The 17,237-nt window shown below is 42.6% G+C and carries 14 protein-coding genes; 11 read left to right on the top strand and 3 right to left on the bottom strand.

Going from position 1 to position 17,237, the window contains the following annotated elements; all coding sequences use genetic code 11:
* Together AC2SLM_RS12440 and AC2SLM_RS12435 are read right to left on the bottom strand one after the other, a co-directional pair.
* Positions 1-4,121 (bottom strand): GA-like domain-containing protein (locus tag AC2SLM_RS12440; RefSeq protein ID WP_486554211.1); only part of this gene is annotated, 4,121 nt, incomplete at its 3' end.
* Between the two features lie 634 nt (positions 4,122-4,755).
* Positions 4,756-5,112, bottom strand: a complete 357-nt coding sequence (locus AC2SLM_RS12435) for a hypothetical protein (RefSeq protein WP_486554210.1) — start codon at positions 5,110-5,112, stop codon at positions 4,756-4,758.
* 197 nt (positions 5,113-5,309) lie between these two features.
* On the opposite strand from AC2SLM_RS12435, the gene AC2SLM_RS12430 reads away from it, so the two are divergent.
* The 5 genes from AC2SLM_RS12430 to AC2SLM_RS12410 all read left to right on the top strand — a co-directional run bounded on the left by AC2SLM_RS12430 (position 5,310) and on the right by AC2SLM_RS12410 (position 10,423).
* A complete protein-coding gene (locus tag AC2SLM_RS12430) occupies positions 5,310-5,822 on the top strand; it encodes a DUF305 domain-containing protein (protein ID WP_486554208.1) in 513 nt (170 codons plus the stop codon).
* Between the two features lie 32 nt (positions 5,823-5,854).
* The gene (locus AC2SLM_RS12425; RefSeq protein ID WP_486543683.1) at positions 5,855-6,094 is read left to right on the top strand and encodes a hypothetical protein; all 240 of its coding nucleotides are present in this window, start codon (positions 5,855-5,857) and stop codon (positions 6,092-6,094) included.
* Between the two features lie 298 nt (positions 6,095-6,392).
* A complete protein-coding gene (locus tag AC2SLM_RS12420; protein ID WP_486554206.1) occupies positions 6,393-7,562 on the top strand; it encodes a nucleotide sugar dehydrogenase in 1,170 nt (389 codons plus the stop codon).
* A gap of 330 nt (positions 7,563-7,892) precedes the next feature.
* Complete coding sequence (locus tag AC2SLM_RS12415) at positions 7,893-9,350, top strand: aminoacyl-histidine dipeptidase (RefSeq protein ID WP_486554204.1); 1,458 nt, start codon at positions 7,893-7,895, stop codon at positions 9,348-9,350.
* 185 nt (positions 9,351-9,535) lie between these two features.
* Positions 9,536-10,423, top strand: a complete 888-nt coding sequence (locus AC2SLM_RS12410) for a mechanosensitive ion channel family protein (protein ID WP_486554213.1) — start codon at positions 9,536-9,538, stop codon at positions 10,421-10,423.
* Between the two features lie 85 nt (positions 10,424-10,508).
* Here the strand turns inward: AC2SLM_RS12410 and AC2SLM_RS12405 are convergent, their stop codons facing one another.
* Positions 10,509-11,393 carry a LysR family transcriptional regulator gene (locus AC2SLM_RS12405; RefSeq protein WP_486554202.1) on the bottom strand — a complete coding sequence of 295 codons (885 nt, stop codon included), beginning with the start codon at positions 11,391-11,393 and terminating at the stop codon, positions 10,509-10,511.
* Positions 11,394-11,530: 137 nt separating this feature from the next.
* Between AC2SLM_RS12405 and AC2SLM_RS12400 the strand changes: the two genes are divergently transcribed.
* The 6 genes from AC2SLM_RS12400 to AC2SLM_RS12375 form a co-directional block, all read left to right on the top strand.
* Complete coding sequence (locus AC2SLM_RS12400) at positions 11,531-12,655, top strand: S-(hydroxymethyl)glutathione dehydrogenase/class III alcohol dehydrogenase (protein WP_486543688.1); 1,125 nt, start codon at positions 11,531-11,533, stop codon at positions 12,653-12,655.
* A gap of 260 nt (positions 12,656-12,915) precedes the next feature.
* On the top strand, positions 12,916-14,352 hold the full coding sequence (trhP, locus tag AC2SLM_RS12395) for a prephenate-dependent tRNA uridine(34) hydroxylase TrhP (RefSeq protein WP_486554200.1): 1,437 nt from the start codon (positions 12,916-12,918) through the stop codon (positions 14,350-14,352).
* Between the two features lie 416 nt (positions 14,353-14,768).
* Positions 14,769-15,170, top strand: a complete 402-nt coding sequence (locus AC2SLM_RS12390) for an ACP-like domain-containing protein (protein ID WP_486543690.1) — start codon at positions 14,769-14,771, stop codon at positions 15,168-15,170.
* Positions 15,171-15,391: 221 nt separating this feature from the next.
* Positions 15,392-16,174, top strand: coding sequence for a YdcF family protein (locus AC2SLM_RS12385; protein WP_486554198.1), 783 nt, complete (start codon positions 15,392-15,394; stop codon positions 16,172-16,174).
* A 392-nt stretch (positions 16,175-16,566) separates the two neighbouring features.
* A complete protein-coding gene (locus AC2SLM_RS12380; protein WP_486543692.1) occupies positions 16,567-16,824 on the top strand; it encodes a YfhL family 4Fe-4S dicluster ferredoxin in 258 nt (85 codons plus the stop codon).
* 98 nt (positions 16,825-16,922) lie between these two features.
* The coding region (locus AC2SLM_RS12375; RefSeq protein ID WP_486554196.1) for a helix-turn-helix domain-containing protein at positions 16,923-17,237 on the top strand (315 nt) is incomplete at its 3' end.

The following is a 17,237-nucleotide window of genomic DNA, read 5'->3' as shown; positions in this document are numbered from 1 at the left end:
GCAGTGTCATCATCGCCTTTAAAGCTCACTGTGGTCTGCTCTGGTATGTTATCAGCAGCATCACTGGTGTCTGTTTGCTCAACTACCACGTCTGTAATCTCAGGCGCAGTAGTGTCGTCATAAGTGATGTCAGTTGGCACCGTGGCTGTCGCTGAATCTGAATTACCCGCAACATCTGTACCAGTAACCGTTATCTTCGCTCCAGTCGCTAAGGCAGGACTAAACACGGCAGTATAGGTACCATCGCCATTATCAGTCACGTCTCCAACTTCACCATCTGGACCTGTGGCAGTATAGCTTGCAGAGTCATCATCACCTGTAAAGGTAACGCTGGTCGTATTCGCTACACCATCAGCAGGACTATCACTATCAATCTGTTTAATCTCGACGATATCAACCGCAGGTGCTGTGGTGTCGTCATAAGTGATGTCAGTTGGCACAGTTCCTGTCGCTGAATCTGAATTACCCGCAATATCCGTACCAGTAACGGTGACGGTATCATCGGCATTAAGCGGTGTGTCAAACACGGCGGTGTAAGTCCCATCACCATTTGCTGTGGCCGTCACTGTTGTCCCATCTGGTGATGTTACTGTGTAAGTCGCATCCGCGTCATCACCGGTAAAGGTAACCTTGGTGTTATCAACCGTATTATCAGCAGGGTCACTGCTATCGACTTGTTGTACCGCAACGTCTGTAATCACAGGCGCGGTATCATCGGTATGGGTAACCGTCTCTGGCACTGCGCCATTAGCGCTGCCTGTGTTACCTGCTTGATCAACACCTTTAATGCTAACAACGGTATTGGCTGCAAGTGGGCTATCAAATACTGCAGTGTAGATACCGTTACTGTCTGGACCACTGACGGTTGCTGTCTCACCATTTGCACCTGTTACGGTATAGGTGGCAGTGTCATCATCGCCTTTAAAGCTCACTGTGGTCTGCTCTGGTATGTTATCAGCAGCATCACTGGTGTCTGTTTGCTCAACTACCACGTCTGTAATCTCAGGCGCAGTAGTGTCGTCATAAGTGATGTCAGTTGGCACCGTGGCTGTCGCTGAATCTGAATTACCCGCAACATCTGTACCAGTAACCGTTATCTTCGCTCCAGTCGCTAAGGCAGGACTAAACACGGCAGTATAGGTACCATCGCCATTATCAGTCACGTCTCCAACTTCACCATCTGGACCTGTGGCAGTATAGCTTGCAGAGTCATCATCACCTGTAAAGGTAACGCTGGTCGTATTCGCTACACCATCAGCAGGACTATCACTATCAATCTGTTTAATCTCGACGATATCAACCGCAGGTGCTGTGATATCACCGCTACCCACCACTTCGGTAGGCTGTGAGGTATTACCTGCTTTATCGGTCGCCGTAACATTAATAACTTGGTCTTTATCTAACGCAGGCGCTACAGTAATACTAAATGAGCCATCTGTCACATCCGCTTTAACAATTTGATCAGGCTCACCATCGCCATTAGTATCAATACCCACAAAAGAACCTGGTTCAGCAGTACCCGTAATAGTGGTGCTATCAGGGCTGCTATCTCCATTATTGTCATTGTTAACACTTGATTCAATCACTGGCGCATCAGGCGCAATAGTATCACCTGTGCCAACCACTTCAGTAGACCTAGAGGTATTATTATCCCTATCAGTAGCAGTTACCTCAACATTTTCACCTTTATCCATTGCAGGAACACTAACTTCATAGTGACCCTTGTCATCAGCAGTAGTGGTACCAATCACGGTACCAGTTGAGTCAGTAATCTCAATGGTTGCATCAGGCTCTGTGGTGCCCGAGATAACCGTAACATTAGGCTTACCATCATCATTGGTATCTATGTTAGTAATGTTATCCACACTCGGAGCATCCGGCGCTGTGGTATCACCTACAGTCGCAATCGCCTCATTTGGCTTTGAAACATTACCCGCTTTATCAGTAACACTCGCAGTAACAGAAACTTGCTCACCATCATTAGGTTTAGCGACACTTGTCACGAAGCCATTACTAAGCATATCTTGAGTAACCAAAACTCTGTCACCGTTGACAGTTAAGGTGTCATCTACCTGAACATTACCAGGTAGAGTAATGGTCACCTCGACATCACCATTTGAGTTGAGCTCATTTGTTGTTACCGTATTATCACCATTACCAATAGTCACGGTCGGCGCATCTGGAGCAATAGTATCCCCAGTTCCTACAGCAGGTGTGGATTGAGACGTTTTATTACTTTCTTTATCGGTTGATGTGACATCAACCCTTTCATTTTTATCAAGCGCTGGAACCGTAACTTTATAATTACCATTGTCATCCGTAGTGGTCTTACCAATTACAACCCCATTGATATCAGTAACTTCAATCAAAGTATTGGGTCCAGCTTGACCCTCGATAATTGTGTTATTAGGTTCACCATCACCATCTGTATCAACATTAGTAATACTATCAACAGTTGGCTTACTTGGTGGAGTTACCTCAGGTACTTCAACCGGACTAACCTGATCTAGCTGATCTTGAAAGTCTTCTTTACCGGTACTTGGTGGCAACTGATCGATCTTGTCTTGCGCGTCGGCTTTGGCATCTTCTACTGCTTGGTTAGCATCAATGATGTCTTTTTGCTCTTCTGGAGTAATCACCCCATCTTGTTCGGCAGTGTCTTTTTGCTGCTCCGCCGCTTGTTCGGCATCTTTTGCCTTGTCGATAGCGTCTTGTACGTCTTGTGCTGCCGCATCGTCAACACCGTCACCATTGGCATCGGTAACCGCAGGCACAACTATCCCGTCAATCTGATCGAGTCGATTGTTAAGCTCGGTTTTCTCATCACTCTCTGGAAGCTTGTCTACCGCTTGCTGTGCTTTATCTTTGGCATTGGTAACCGCTTGATTTAATTCTTCCAGCTTTTTATTTTCTTCAGGCGTAATAACGCCATCATCATTGGCATCTTTTAGGGCATCTTCGGCAGCTTTTTCGGCCTCTTCGGCTTTTTCAACCAGATCGGTTGCTGTGTTCTCAAGCGTATCGTCGATACCGTTGCCGTTGCTATCAGTAACTTCTGGCACATTAACGCCGCCAATTTGATCTAGCTGATCTTGAAAGTCTTCTTTACCGGTACTTGGTGGCAACTGATCAATCTTGTCTTGCGCGTCAGCTTTGGCATCTTCTACTGCTTGGTTAGCATCGATGATGTCTTGTTGCTCTTCTGGAGTAATCACCCCATCTTGTTCGGCATTGTCTTTTTGCTGCTCCGCCGCTTGTTCGGCATCTTTTGCTTTGTCGATAGCGTCTTGTACGTCTTGTGCTGCCGCATCGTCAACACCGTCACCATTGGCATCAGTAACCGCAGGCACAACTATCCCGTCAATCTTATCTAAACGCTCGTTCAAACCTGATTTCACATCACTGTCAGGTAGCGTATCAACCACTGCTTGTGCGGCAGCTTTAGCCTCAGCAACGGCTTGGTTTAAGTCGGTTAACTGCTGTTGCTCAGTATCGCTAATTACGCCATCATCATTGGCATCTTTTAGGGCATCTTCGGCAGCTTGCTCGGCCTGTTCAGCTTTTTCAACCAGATCGGTTGCTTTCTGAATTGCATTTGAATTATCGGTGTGATTATCATTACTCGAACTACTACTCCCTCCCAAAGTGGCACCGACAATGCCTACTCCAGCTAGACCGACTAACCAAGGAAATGCATTAAAGTCTGACTCACTAGCTCCTACCCACCATGGAGCAACCTGACTCTCTCCACCTAAGGCCTGACCTTCGATTTCACCAATTTGTAATTCAGTGACGTAATCAATGACTTCACCTGAATCCGGTACGTAATAGTAATATTGACCATCTTCAGATAATCCTATTAATGCACTGTCGGAATCATCATAAAACCCCTCGATGATTAAGTCGCTTTCTTGACCTTCGTCCTCCATAGAAATATGAAGGTCATCACCTACCCGTTTGGTAACAATATGATTCGGCGCACGCCCTGTTGCCTCATCGAACAACTCGTAATTTACTTTCTGAACTGCCTTAATGACAGTTGGCTTGCCATCTTGAGTAACAACAGTGTGCTCAGCGATTGTTTGAGTCGCATTATTTACTTTAACGATAATGGTTTTCATAGTTTGCCCTAATTTTAGAATGGAAATTTGAATTTGAAATTATATGAATTAAATATAGGACTGCTCTTTAGCAGTCTAGATAGGTATAACTAGTAGAAGTTCAAGTTAATGCACATAGTTAATTTGAAAGGTGTTCCTTAAGAAGTCTATTTGAATATTTGTAAAATAAATAAAATACAATATTCTCTATCCTAGGGATTTATTTATAATTATTAGAAAGCAGAAGGATATTAATTACAAATCTAATATAATTCTTATTCAACTTATGGAATCAATAAGAGCTGAAAATACCCTTAGAATAACCAAATAAATTTAAATAAAATATATTGTAATCATGGAGTTAATTGCTATATGTAATTCTACCTTATCCAAGCTAGATTATAAGTTAAATTTTAACTATCAAATATGGTTACACACATTAAAAGAAGAAAAATTACAATTCGTAAATAACTGTATTTATTAAAAATATATTAAATCAACCCTTATACTATGTGGCTTGCATAGACTTAATAAATAGAAACAAAACTAAACACAAGTTCATTACATTAGTACAGTGATGTTATCAATAAAAAAGCGACCCATTGGTCGCTTTTATAAGTTTATGACTTTAAGATGACAAACTTATGCCTACTAATTAGAACCGATTGTTGTTTGCGGTAATCGGACTCTCATTCTCAACCAAGGTTTCGATAGTTTCAAACCCTTTTTTATCACCAAAATAAAGTCTTTGGAACTTCTCATCTCGATGAAAACGCAGCTTATCGCCATCTGGTGTTTCTATAACAAATTCATTTAACAATCTCTGCCAATGGGCGCGTTTCTCTGTCTCATTCTGGTCCGCATCTAACGTGGGTCGCAAGATATACATTATATCATCATGTTGCTGCTCAGTCATCAGCTCAGACAGGTCTTCATGTTCAATCAGGTGTTCGCAAATTCTTTCAATATCATGCAGCGTCTCACGCCCTTCATTTAACTCAACAATAATCATGGTTATTCCTAGGTTGTATAAGTCTTTGTAGTGGTATAGATATATAAGCTTAGTGTATGTTTTGGTAGTGCATAATACTAGCCTCATTAACATTCCGTTAATAACACTTACTTAACTTAGGTAAATGACACGCGAACCTCTCGCTATACTAAATCTTTGATACAAGATATTCATAACCATAATAATTAAGGATACATATGTCACAATCAACGCAACATACTGCTCACTCGCCTCATTCTGACAAATCAAGTATGGGTAATCATGGGATGAATCCATACTTAAAATTTACATTGATGATTATCACCTCAACTTTGGTGATGTATGTGATGATGTATTTTAATACCTATGCTTGGGATCATGTTTATTTTAGTGAGACCCGTGCATATATGGCGTTATATATGGGCGCAGGTATGGCTATATTAATGCTTGCATTTATGAGTAATATGTACAAAAAAACCAAGCTAAATTTGTTGATTTATGGGCTGAGCGTGGTGCTATTTGCATTAGGCATTTGGGGCGTCCGCTCGCAAGCAACTGTCAATCAAGTCGATTGGATGAAGGCGATGATTCCCCACCACTCTATCGCCATATTAACCAGCTCACGTGCCGATATTGAAGACCCAAGAGTCCGCAAACTTGCAGACGATATTATTGAGGCACAAGAGCGTGAAATTAAAGAGATGCAAGACTTGGTCGCTGAGTTAGAATAAGCCACCTTATAGGTAACCATTAGGAGTAATTTATGCCAAATAAAAGCGCTAACCCTGAATTAGACAATGATAAAAAGAAACGCTTGGTGCAACAGTATTTACAAAAGCTAATTAAAACCGATCCTAACTTATATTATTCATCCACTACCGATATTGCTCGCAGCTTACACCCGATGATTAAGGAGCATATGAATCGTATGCCCGTTGATGAGCAAGCGTTATTCAAAAATGTGACGGTTAGAGACATAGAGATGCTATTAAGCTTTCATTAATCTGACATGATTCTCATTTTTGACAATAAATAGGCTTGGTAATACCAAGCCTATTTTCGTATGCGTCAAAATATGCTCGTTGATAGCTATTCTCTTAAATAGCAGTCGTATAAAATCCAAGAAAATACGTGTCTAGCCTGCGTTGCAACAAACACTATTCGCTATTGTCATATTTTAGCGATAAAATCATGAAATAATCATTACTTGCCAGCCATTACGCTATCCATTCCTATTACTGGATGATAATTGGCGTTGGCAGTTAAAATATAATAAATAAGATTAAAAATAAGGCATGTTTATGAAAATCGCAGTCGCAGGCATTGGTTACGTGGGTCTGTCTAACGCCATGGTTCTTGCTAAGCATAATGAAGTTGTTGCTCTTGATATCATTGAAGAAAAAGTTGAGATGCTGAATAACAAGATATCGCCTATTGTGGACGCTGATATATCAGAGTTTCTCTCTAATCGAACCCTAAACTTCCAAGCGACAACAGATTCTAATTTGGCTTATAGCGATGCTGATTTTATTATTGTTGCTACGCCCACAGATTATGACCCCAAAACCAATTATTTTAATACCCAAAGTGTTGAGTCAGTGATTCAGCAAGCAAAGGCTATTAATCCTGATGCGGTTATCATTATAAAATCAACTGTGCCTGTGGGCTTTACTGTCAGTCTACGAGAGAAGTTTAATAATCCAAACATTGTCTTCTCGCCTGAGTTTTTGCGTGAAGGTAAAGCGCTACATGACAACCTCTACCCGTCTCGCATTGTGATTGGTGAGCAATCAGAGCGCGCTAAGCAATTTGCAGATATGTTAATTGAGGGCGCGATTAAGAAGGACTGCCCTGTCCTGTTTACCGACTCTACTGAAGCTGAAGCCATTAAACTGTTCTCGAACACCTACCTTGCCATGCGTGTTGCCTACTTCAATGAGCTTGACTCTTATGCCCAGTCTTTTGGCTTAGATACACGTCAGATTATCGAAGGCGTCTGTCTAGATGAGCGTATTGGCGACCATTATAACAACCCGTCTCTTGGTTATGGCGGCTACTGCTTGCCAAAAGACACCAAGCAATTATTGGCCAATTATAATCAAGTTCCGAACAATCTTATTAAAGCCATTGTAGATTCCAACCGTACACGCAAAGACTTTATTGCTGACTCTATCTTGGCAATGAATCCTGGCGTGGTTGGTATCTATCGCTTAGTAATGAAAAGCGGGTCGGATAACTTTAGAGCCTCAGCGATTCAAGGGGTCATGAAACGTATCAAGGCCAAAGGCATAGAGGTTATTGTTTATGAGCCGGTCTTAGATAAGCCTGAATTCTTTAAATCTCGCGTTATTAACGATTTGGAAGAGTTCAAACGGTTAAGCGATGTGATTGTCACCAACCGCCTCTCTAGTGACTTAGAAGACGTATTAGATAAAGTCTATACTCGAGATATCTTCGGTGGTGATGAGTAAAAAGTAAAAAGCGCCTACTTAACCAGATGGCTCATGGCTTATAGAGTATGATTATATTAGTCTTTAGTCGTTAAATGCTTAAATAACCAGACAAAAGGTTTGAAGGTATATATACACTTTCAAACCTTTTTTCGTTGAAACCCCGCCAAACCTCTCCTAAAATAGACTTCTTTTAATCGATGACTATTTTTACTTAATCACTCTTTTTCTATGAATTATGAAGGCGGTGGCTAACACTCGATTCGATACGCTTATCATCTTATCGAAGACACATATCAAAATAAGAACCGGTTAACCAATCACCGCTTATCACAAACCTAGGATTTTATTATGTCAAAGACCCTATCACAGCTTGCCCCTCAAAAAGTTTGGTACTACTTCGAGGCACTGACTCAAATTCCGCGCCCCTCTTATGAAGAAGAAGCGGTGCAGCAATATGTACTCGATGAGGCCGCCCGTTTAGGACTTTGGGCAGAGCGTGATGCGGTAGGCAACGTGCTAGTACGTAAGCCTGCCAGCAAAGGCATGGAAAACGCACCGGGCGTTATTTTGCAAAACCATTTAGATATGGTAGCGCAAAAGAACGATGACAGCGATCATAACTTTAGTACCGATCCTATCCAGGCTTATATCGATCCAGAAAGAGACTTTAAATGGGTAACTGCAAAAGGGACTACTCTTGGTGCTGATAATGGCATTGGTGCAGCGTCTGCGTTAGCAATATTAGCTTCTGATGACATCGCTCATGGTCCATTAGAAGCCTTATTTACTGCCACAGAAGAAACTGGCATGGACGGTGCAAAAGGTTTGCAAGGCGGCTGGTTACAAGGCGACTTACTATTAAACCTTGATACCGAGGAGCTTGGGGATATTTGTATTGGCTGTGCCGGCGGTGTTGACGCTACGTTTAGATTGCCAATTAACTGGCAAGATACTTCATCTAAACAAGCATACACCTTGTCTGTCCGCGGTCTAAAAGGTGGACACTCAGGTATCGATATTATCAAGCAGCGTGGTAATGCTGCGCTGATCGTGTCTAGACTTCTTGATACTGTCTCAGATAATTTACAGGTCGCCTCTATTAACGCCGGCAATCTACGTAATGCTATTCCGCGTGAAGCTGTGGCTATCTTCGTCAGTGATACCGACGCGTCTGCATTAACTGAACAAATCATGGCAGAAGCTGATATTATTCGCCGTGGTCTACCAGAAGAAGACCGCGCAATGAGTGTGACTCTTGAGGTAGCTGATTTACCTAAACAAGTTTGGACACCAGAGACTCAAGATACCTTGCTAACTGCCCTACGTTTGTGCCCCAATGGTGTCGATAGAATGAGCATGGATACCGAAGGTGTGGTCGAAACGTCAGTGAACTTGGCACGTATTGAGACGCAAGATAATCATTTAGAGATTCAAAATCTACTGCGTTCACTAGATGACGATGCGCGCGACGATTTGGCAGATAGAATGAAGCGCTTGTTTGAAAGCTTTGGCGCGACTGTCCTATTAGATGGAGACTATCCTGGTTGGAAACCGGCGCCTAACTCAGCACTGACTGATACGGTGATTCAACAAGGTCATAAGATTTTAGGCAAAGAGCCGAATGTGACCGTTATTCATGCTGGCCTTGAATGCGGCTTATTAGGTCAAAACTATCCGCAGTGGCAAATGGTCTCGTTTGGCCCGACTATTGAAATGCCGCACTCCCCTGATGAGCGGGTTAATATTGAAAGTGTTGAGAAATTCTGGGAGTGGTTGATTGCTGTTCTAGGCTCGTTAAAGCAATAAGGTATCAGTTCATTTAGGACTAACCATCTTATCGTATAAAGAGCGTATCAAATGGGCTTTGGATTTTGGTACGCTTAGGTGTCAATGTTATGATATCTATAAATGTAGGGGCTAAGATTGTATTAGCCCCTTTTTTATTATCACTAAACCATTTTCATAATTATCCTAATAGAGAGAGAATGCATATGGAGTTTTTAGGCTTTACGGTCGATGTCGCTGCACTAACAGGTAGCGCCTTAGACGTAGTCGTAAGAGTAGCGCTGGCCATATTAATCTTTGTGCTTGGTCGCTGGATTGCGGGCAAGATTGTTAATATTGCTAACCGTGTTATGCAGCGTAGCCATTTAGATGACACAGTATCTAGCTTTTTAGGACGCTTATTATATGGCGTATTGCTAATTATCGTCATCTTGGCTGCATTGAGTAAGGTTGGCGTGCAAACCACCTCGGTTGTGGCCATTTTAGGTGGTGCAGCATTAGCAGTCGGTCTGGCACTAAAAGATCAGCTATCTAACTTTGCTGCTGGGATTTTAATCGTTATCTTCCGCCCATTTATACGTGGAGATTTTGTGCAAATTAGCAGCTACACCGGTACAGTCACAGACATCAGCCTCATTAACACCCATATCACCACCACCAATAACCATGATGTGGTCATTCCAAACAGTGACATCAGCACATCAGCCATCATTAACTATACATCACTACCAAATCGCCGCGTCGATATCACTGTTGGTGTCGGTTATGATGCGGACCTTAAAGTCGCTAAAGACGTATTGCTAGCCACAGCAAAAGCCAATCCAATGGCATTTACTGACCCAGAGCCTGTGATTCGTGTGACCAATCTCGGTGATAACTCGGTTGATTTAACCATCAACGTTTGGACCTCAAACGATGACTGGTGGGCAATGCAGTGTGACCTATTAGAAGAGTTCAAAATTGCACTTGATAACAATAAGATTGATATCCCCTTCCCGCAGCGCAGTATTCATGTCAGTGGTCTAGATAGCTTAATTAATAAAGAAACCACAGACAGTGGCGGGACTATTACCAACAAACCGGTGAATGATTAATAAAAATCATCCTGCCTGCTTATCTTAAAATAATGTGCTTTAATAAACCGACCGCTCTTGTTTACACCAATGAACAAGGGCGTTTTTATGGTAGGCTAGTACGCATTGACAAATGTTGCTGCAAATACTGTAGCAACAGTTTAATTTTGGCAAACAGTTGCCTGTTATAAGGATATACCGCCCATATCCCCTCTTCGGACTCTCGGTAATCATCTAGCAGGCTAACCAATTCTCCAGATTCTAAGTACTTTTGCACATAATAATCAGGCAATTGCACAATCCCCAGTCCCTTGAGTGCCGCATCAACCAAACTGTAACCGCTGTTATAACGAATACTGCCACTCACCCGAATATTTCGCTCTTTATCACCTTCTTTGAAATGCCAATAATCCAGACTTCCGAGCAGACAGTTATGCCCACCTAATTCTTTGAGGCTTTGCGGTGCGCCATAGCGATCAATATAACTCGGCGCAGCGCAAACATAATTAGTACGGTGACTAAGCTTTTTTGCCATTAGTGTCGAGTCACTTAACTTACCGATACGTATCGCTAAATCATAACCACCTTCTACCAAGTCGACCTTTTGATTGCTCAACAAAGCAGTCACCTCTATATCAGGGTATTGCACCATAAAATCATTGATGAGAGGCAATAATTGCTGCTCGCCATAGGTCACCGGTGCCGTCAGCTTAATCTTACCTTGCGGCTTAGAGTGCAAACGATTGATCGCTTGTTCGGCCACATCTAGCCCATCTAATACCGCTCGGCAATGCTCATGAAATACTCGGCCCTCTTCGGTCAGAGATATCTTCCGAGTAGTGCGATACAGCAGTTTAACATTGAGCCGTTTTTCTAATGCAGCTACTTGCCGGCTTACTTGTGCAATAGAGATGCCGAGCTCTTTTGCCGCACGAGTGAAGCTTTCGTATTCTGCCACGTATACAAATTCGCTGATGCCATCCCACTTCATGATTATTACCATTATGTAAAAGTTTTTTGTCAAAGCGTCATATTATCATCTAATATGAGATAATCTATAATCATTCGTACCTACCCACTAATCATAAAACGTTAAGTAAACGCTTAATCATAAAAAGGTGAAAGACGATGTCAGATAAATTTATTAAATCAAAAGCAGCCGTCGCTTGGGGCCCAAATGAGCCACTAAAAATGGAAGAAGTCGATGTCATGCTGCCGCGTAAAGGTGAAGTATTGGTCAGAATAGTTGCGAGCGGCGTGTGTCATACCGATGCTTATACCCTATCGGGCGCAGACCCTGAAGGTGTATTCCCTGCGATTTTAGGTCACGAAGGTGGCGGTATCGTTGAGCAAGTTGGCGAAGGCGTGACCAGTGTTGAAGTCGGCGACCACGTAATTCCACTATATACAGCTGAGTGCGGCGTTTGTAAAATGTGCCGCTCAGGCAAGACCAACCTATGCTCAGCGGTTCGCGAAACCCAAGGCAAAGGCTTGATGCCAGATGGCACGACTCGCTTCTATAAAGACGGTGAGCCAATTTATCACTACATGGGCTGCTCAACTTTCTCTGAATATACCGTATTGCCTGAGATTTCACTGGCTAAGGTGAACAAAGAAGCGCCGCTTGATGAAGTGTGCTTATTGGGCTGCGGCGTGACTACCGGTATGGGCGCAGTGATGAACACCGCAAAAGTTGAAGAAGGTTCAAGCGTTGCCATCTTCGGTCTTGGCGGCATTGGTCTAGCAGCGATTATCGGTGCGGTTATGGCAGGCGCGAAACGTATTATTGGTATCGATATTAATGAAAGCAAATTTGAGCTGGCCAAAAAATTAGGGGCAACTGATCTTATCAATCCAAAAGACTACGACCACCCTATCCAAGATATCATTATTGAGTTAACCGATGGCGGCGTCGACTATTCATTTGAATGTATCGGTAACGTTGATGTGATGCGCTCAGCGCTTGAATGCTGCCACAAGGGTTGGGGTGAATCCATTATTATCGGTGTTGCCGGCGCAGGTGAAGAGATTTCAACCCGCCCGTTCCAATTGGTAACCGGCCGCGTATGGAAGGGTTCAGCCTTTGGCGGTGTTAAAGGCCGGACTGAGTTGCCTGGTTATGTTGAGCGTTATCTAGCCGGCGAAATTCCATTACAGGACTTTATTACCCATACCATGCCAATTGAAGAGGTGAATGAAGCCTTTGAACTGATGCATGAAGGTAAGAGCATCCGTAGCGTTGTGAACTTCTAAATAAGGCATACTTAAGATGTCAAAAAGACCACTTATACGATGTAAGTGGTCTTTTTTATGTCAGAGTCTTAATAATATTCTGGTGACTTAGTTTCTCTAAAATTAAATGAGATACGGACTAAAGCTCAGTCAGTAAAAAGACCATTAATAGAGATAGAAAAGAGGTGTAGTCATTTAATGAGCCAGTCAAATATTCTATAATATAGGGTTATTTTTTGCACACTCCCACTCGACTTTCTGACTCAAGCATAGGTAATAATATGACTCAAGCCAATCAGATGACCCAAGTCCCGCGTACCCCAGAGCTACTTTGCCCTGCAGGCACTTTTAAGAATATGCAGTATGCCTTTGCCTATGGCGCCGATGCGGTCTATGCCGGTCAGGCCCGCTATAGCCTACGCGTGCGTAATAATGACTTCGATGAGGATAATCTGCGCTGCGGTATTGAATATGCGCATAGCCTTGGCAAAAAGTTCTATGTGGTGGTCAATATCCAAGCGCATAACGCCAAGCTCAAAACCTTTATTGAAGATATCCGCCCTGTGATTGAGATGAATCCTGATGCGCTGATTATGTCAGATGCTGGCTTGATTATGATGGTGCGTGAGAATTTCCCTGATATGGATATCCATTTATCGGTACAGGCCAATGCGGTGAACTGGGCAACCGTGAAGTTCTGGAAGCAAATGGGTGTGAGCCGTGTGATTGTCTCCCGCGAATTGTCATTAAAAGAGATTAAGCAGATTATCGATGAAGTCCCTGGCATGGAAATCGAGGTCTTCGTTCACGGTGCGCTATGTATGGCCTACTCTGGTCGCTGCTTGCTGTCAGGCTATATCAACAAACGTGATGCCAACCAAGGCACCTGCACCAACGCCTGCCGCTGGCGCTATAACACTTACAAAGCTGAAGAAAATGAAACCGGCGAGATTGTACCGGTGCAAACCTTTGACCCTAATCAACAGGCTCAGCAAGATGATAAGCAAATCGAGACCGTTAACTTAAACGGTGATGTGGTCATGGGTGACGATTATGTGCAAGCGCCAAGCGATGAGGTGGTACTGCTTGAAGAACAAAATCGCCCTGGTGAGCTAATGGCGATGTACGAAGATGAGCATGGTACTTATATCATGAACTCTAAGGACTTGCGCGCCGTTGAATTGATACCAGAATTAACCCAAATGGGTGTTCATTCTTTAAAGATTGAAGGCCGTACTAAGTCGCATTATTATGTGGCACGCACCGCCCAAGTTTACCGTCAAGCCATTGACGATGCAGTGGCCGGCAAGCCATTTGACGACTCATTAGTTGGTGCGCTTGATGGTCTGGCCAACCGCGGCTATACCGAAGGCTTCCTACGCCGCCATGTACACAGCGATTATCAAAACTACGAATACGGCGCCTCAAAAACCGACCAACAACAATTTGTGGCTGAAGTGACTGATATCTGTACCGATCGTCTCACGCTTGATATCAAAAACAAGCTTGAAGTCGGTGACACCATCGAAATCATGACGCCAAAAGGTAACTTGACCTACGAGCTTGAGCAAATGTGGGACAAAAAAGGCAACCCTATTGACGCAGCGTTAGGCTCTGGCTGGACAGCACGAATCAATAACCCGTTCAAAGACATTGATCAAGATATGCTGCAATTTGCCCTAGTCATGAAGAATGTAAAAAAGGCTATTTTCAGCTAAAAGGCCTTTTAATCCAAAATAGTTTCTGCGTCAATATTGATTTAAATAATTAATGTGGCTAGCAATTTTATAGAAACAATCGATATCTAAAAAGTATTATTAGCCAGTATTAAGTCACATATTGGACGTTTTTTTACACAGAACGCCCCATATAAATAATTCAACAAGTTAGTTTTCTCGTTTTAACACACCCTTACAAAGCTTGCGTTTTTCTGCTCAAATAATCGACTTAATATTTAATGGCCATCACAGAGAACACGTTGGTTTATCTAAAATAGATTTTAAATAAACACGATTGTGGTTTACGGCCTAAGCATTCAATAACTTAAAACTTTGTATAACTTAAATTTGTTTAGGCTTAGGTGATGTGCGATTTAATTATTTGAACTTTTTGACTTATTTTGAAGAGTGTTATTATGAAAAAATTAGCAATTACATTATTCGGTCTATCTACTATTTTTGGTACATCAGCAATGGCAGCAGAAACTGCTCAAACCACCTCCAATAGTCAGACTCCTCAACAAGCCGCGGCCTCTTATGAGTGTGCGCAGGACAAGTCAGTCATCGTAAATTATGCATTCAATGAATCAGGTGTACCCACTGAGGCTATATTTGAACAAGCACAAGGCGATGTAAAACATTTAAAAATCAGTCCATCTGAAAGTAGCCAAAACGCTTTAGTATTTACCTCGGATGATGGTTACCGCTTAAATGCTAGTATCTCAGATGAGAACACACTTTTCGCACAAAACGTCGATATTTCAAATGCAAGCAATAAGACTATTTTCCAAGATTGTCAGGCCAATAGCGGCAGTTAATCATTATTTTCAGCTAGGACATCCTATATCAGATGACCTATCTTCTTCAATACAAAAGCAAAAAGCTTGGTTACTTCAGTAATCAAGCTTTTTGCTTTTCCCCTATTACCCCTATCACTGTCTATTTAACGTATAATATGGCGCATTATTTAATTAACCCTTTTTACAAGTCTCTTTTTTGAAGGCTTATCTACCTTAACCCAAAACTCTGCGTTTATCTTATGCCAAAATTATTGCGACTCTTATTATTCGTTGTGGGCTTAATTCTAGTGACCGATTGCGTCATCTTAATTGGCAGCAATCGCATTAATTTTGGTACCGTTATGCCCTTTTTAATCGGTATTATCTTTTTAGTTCATGCTCTATTTTGGCCGCGAATTAAAATAATCTTGACGCACAGTCATGGGCTTAAGATATTGTGGAAAGGATTGTGGGCAGTCTTTAGTATTTGGCTGATTAGCTTTATCGTGTTTGCGGTATCGCTCAATAGCAATATCAAAAAGGTAGATGAAGCTTACGCACCAGTCGATGCTATTATCGTCCTCGGTGGCGGTATTAAAAATGGCAAACCAACGCCTACTTTGGCCAACCGATTAGACACCGCTGCACCACTTATCAAAGAACAGCCCGATGCAGTGGTGATTACCAGTGGTGGCATTGGTATTGGCGAGACTGTAAGCGAAGCGCAAGCCATGGCTGAGTACTTGTATGACCAGCATGATATTGCGTTGTCGCATATCTCGCTTGAGGGTGAAAGCACCAGTACCGATGAAAACTTCTTATACAGCCAGATGGTATTAATCCAAAACGGTGTGGCGCTAAGTGATCCAATTGCTATCGTCACTAGCGACTTTCACATACCTCGCTCTAAGGCCATTGCTGAACATCAAGGCTATAAAAATATCATCCCGCTTGCCAGCCCAACGCCGTTATCGATACGTTATAATGCGTGGTTCCGTGAATATTTTGCTTATATTAGCGGTTGGTTGTTGGGCGAATATTAGGGCGTGTGGAACATTCGACCATGGCACTGGCGGCGACTATTTTTTAGTCAATATGCAGTGAAATTTTTGACGCTTAGTCATTCTAAGTTAGACAATTTCGCAATATATTGGCAAAAAAGAGTCCCGCTCCTGAGAACGGATTAAGCAAAGCACTGCTTTGCCCGTTCGCAAGGCGAGAGCTATGCTCGAGTGAGGCTGATGCTAAAATCGCCCCAAACGTTGTTGCAAACCTAGTCAAGGTCTAGACATTAACGACGGTTTACGCCTAGTCTGAAACAATTTTAGCTATCAGCAGTGCTAATTTGCGAATGTTCCACACGCCCTAAGCTTATCCATATCAATCTACCCATAAAATCTATTCGTTAGCAGCCCCTATTTAGGAGACAGCGACTATGGCCCTTAAAATTACCTCGGAATGTATCAACTGTGATATTTGTGAGCCGGAGTGCCCGAATGAAGCCATCAGTTATGATCAAAGAGGGCAAAAGACTTACGTGATTGATCCTAATCTATGCACCGAGTGTGTCGGCTTTTATGATGAACCAACCTGCGATAAGGTCTGCCCTATTGACTGCATTATTCCTGACCCTGACCGTATTGAGAGTAATGAAGAGCTGCTACAAAAGCACAAAAGAATTTGGGCGAAATAAGCCGCAAAGTTTAAGCACAAAAAAGGCCTGTCGATTGATAGGCCTTTTTTATTCATTTGTCCCGTCCTAAAATAAGTTTACGAAAAGGAAGCTTATAAATGGACAAGTCACAGACTACAAGAATTAAGCGTACACAGAAAGATTACACACTAGGCTTTAAATTAGCTGTGGTAGAGCAAGTAGAAAAAGGCGACATGACCTACAAACAAGCCCAAAAGCACTATGGCATACAAGGACGTAGTACCGTCCTAACTTGGCTTAGGAAACATGGTACATTAGACTGGAATACACCGCCAAAGAGCCTAAGAATGCCACACAAAGAAACCCCAGCCCAAATCATAAAAAGACTTGAGCGACAACTGGCTGATGAAAAAAAACGTACGCTACTACTTGGCAAGATAGTTGAAGCGCTA

The sequence above is a fragment of the Psychrobacter sp. CX16 genome, from assembly GCF_057396245.1.
Note: the sequence above shows the minus strand (reverse complement) of the source record. Positions and strands in the feature narration are given on the sequence as shown.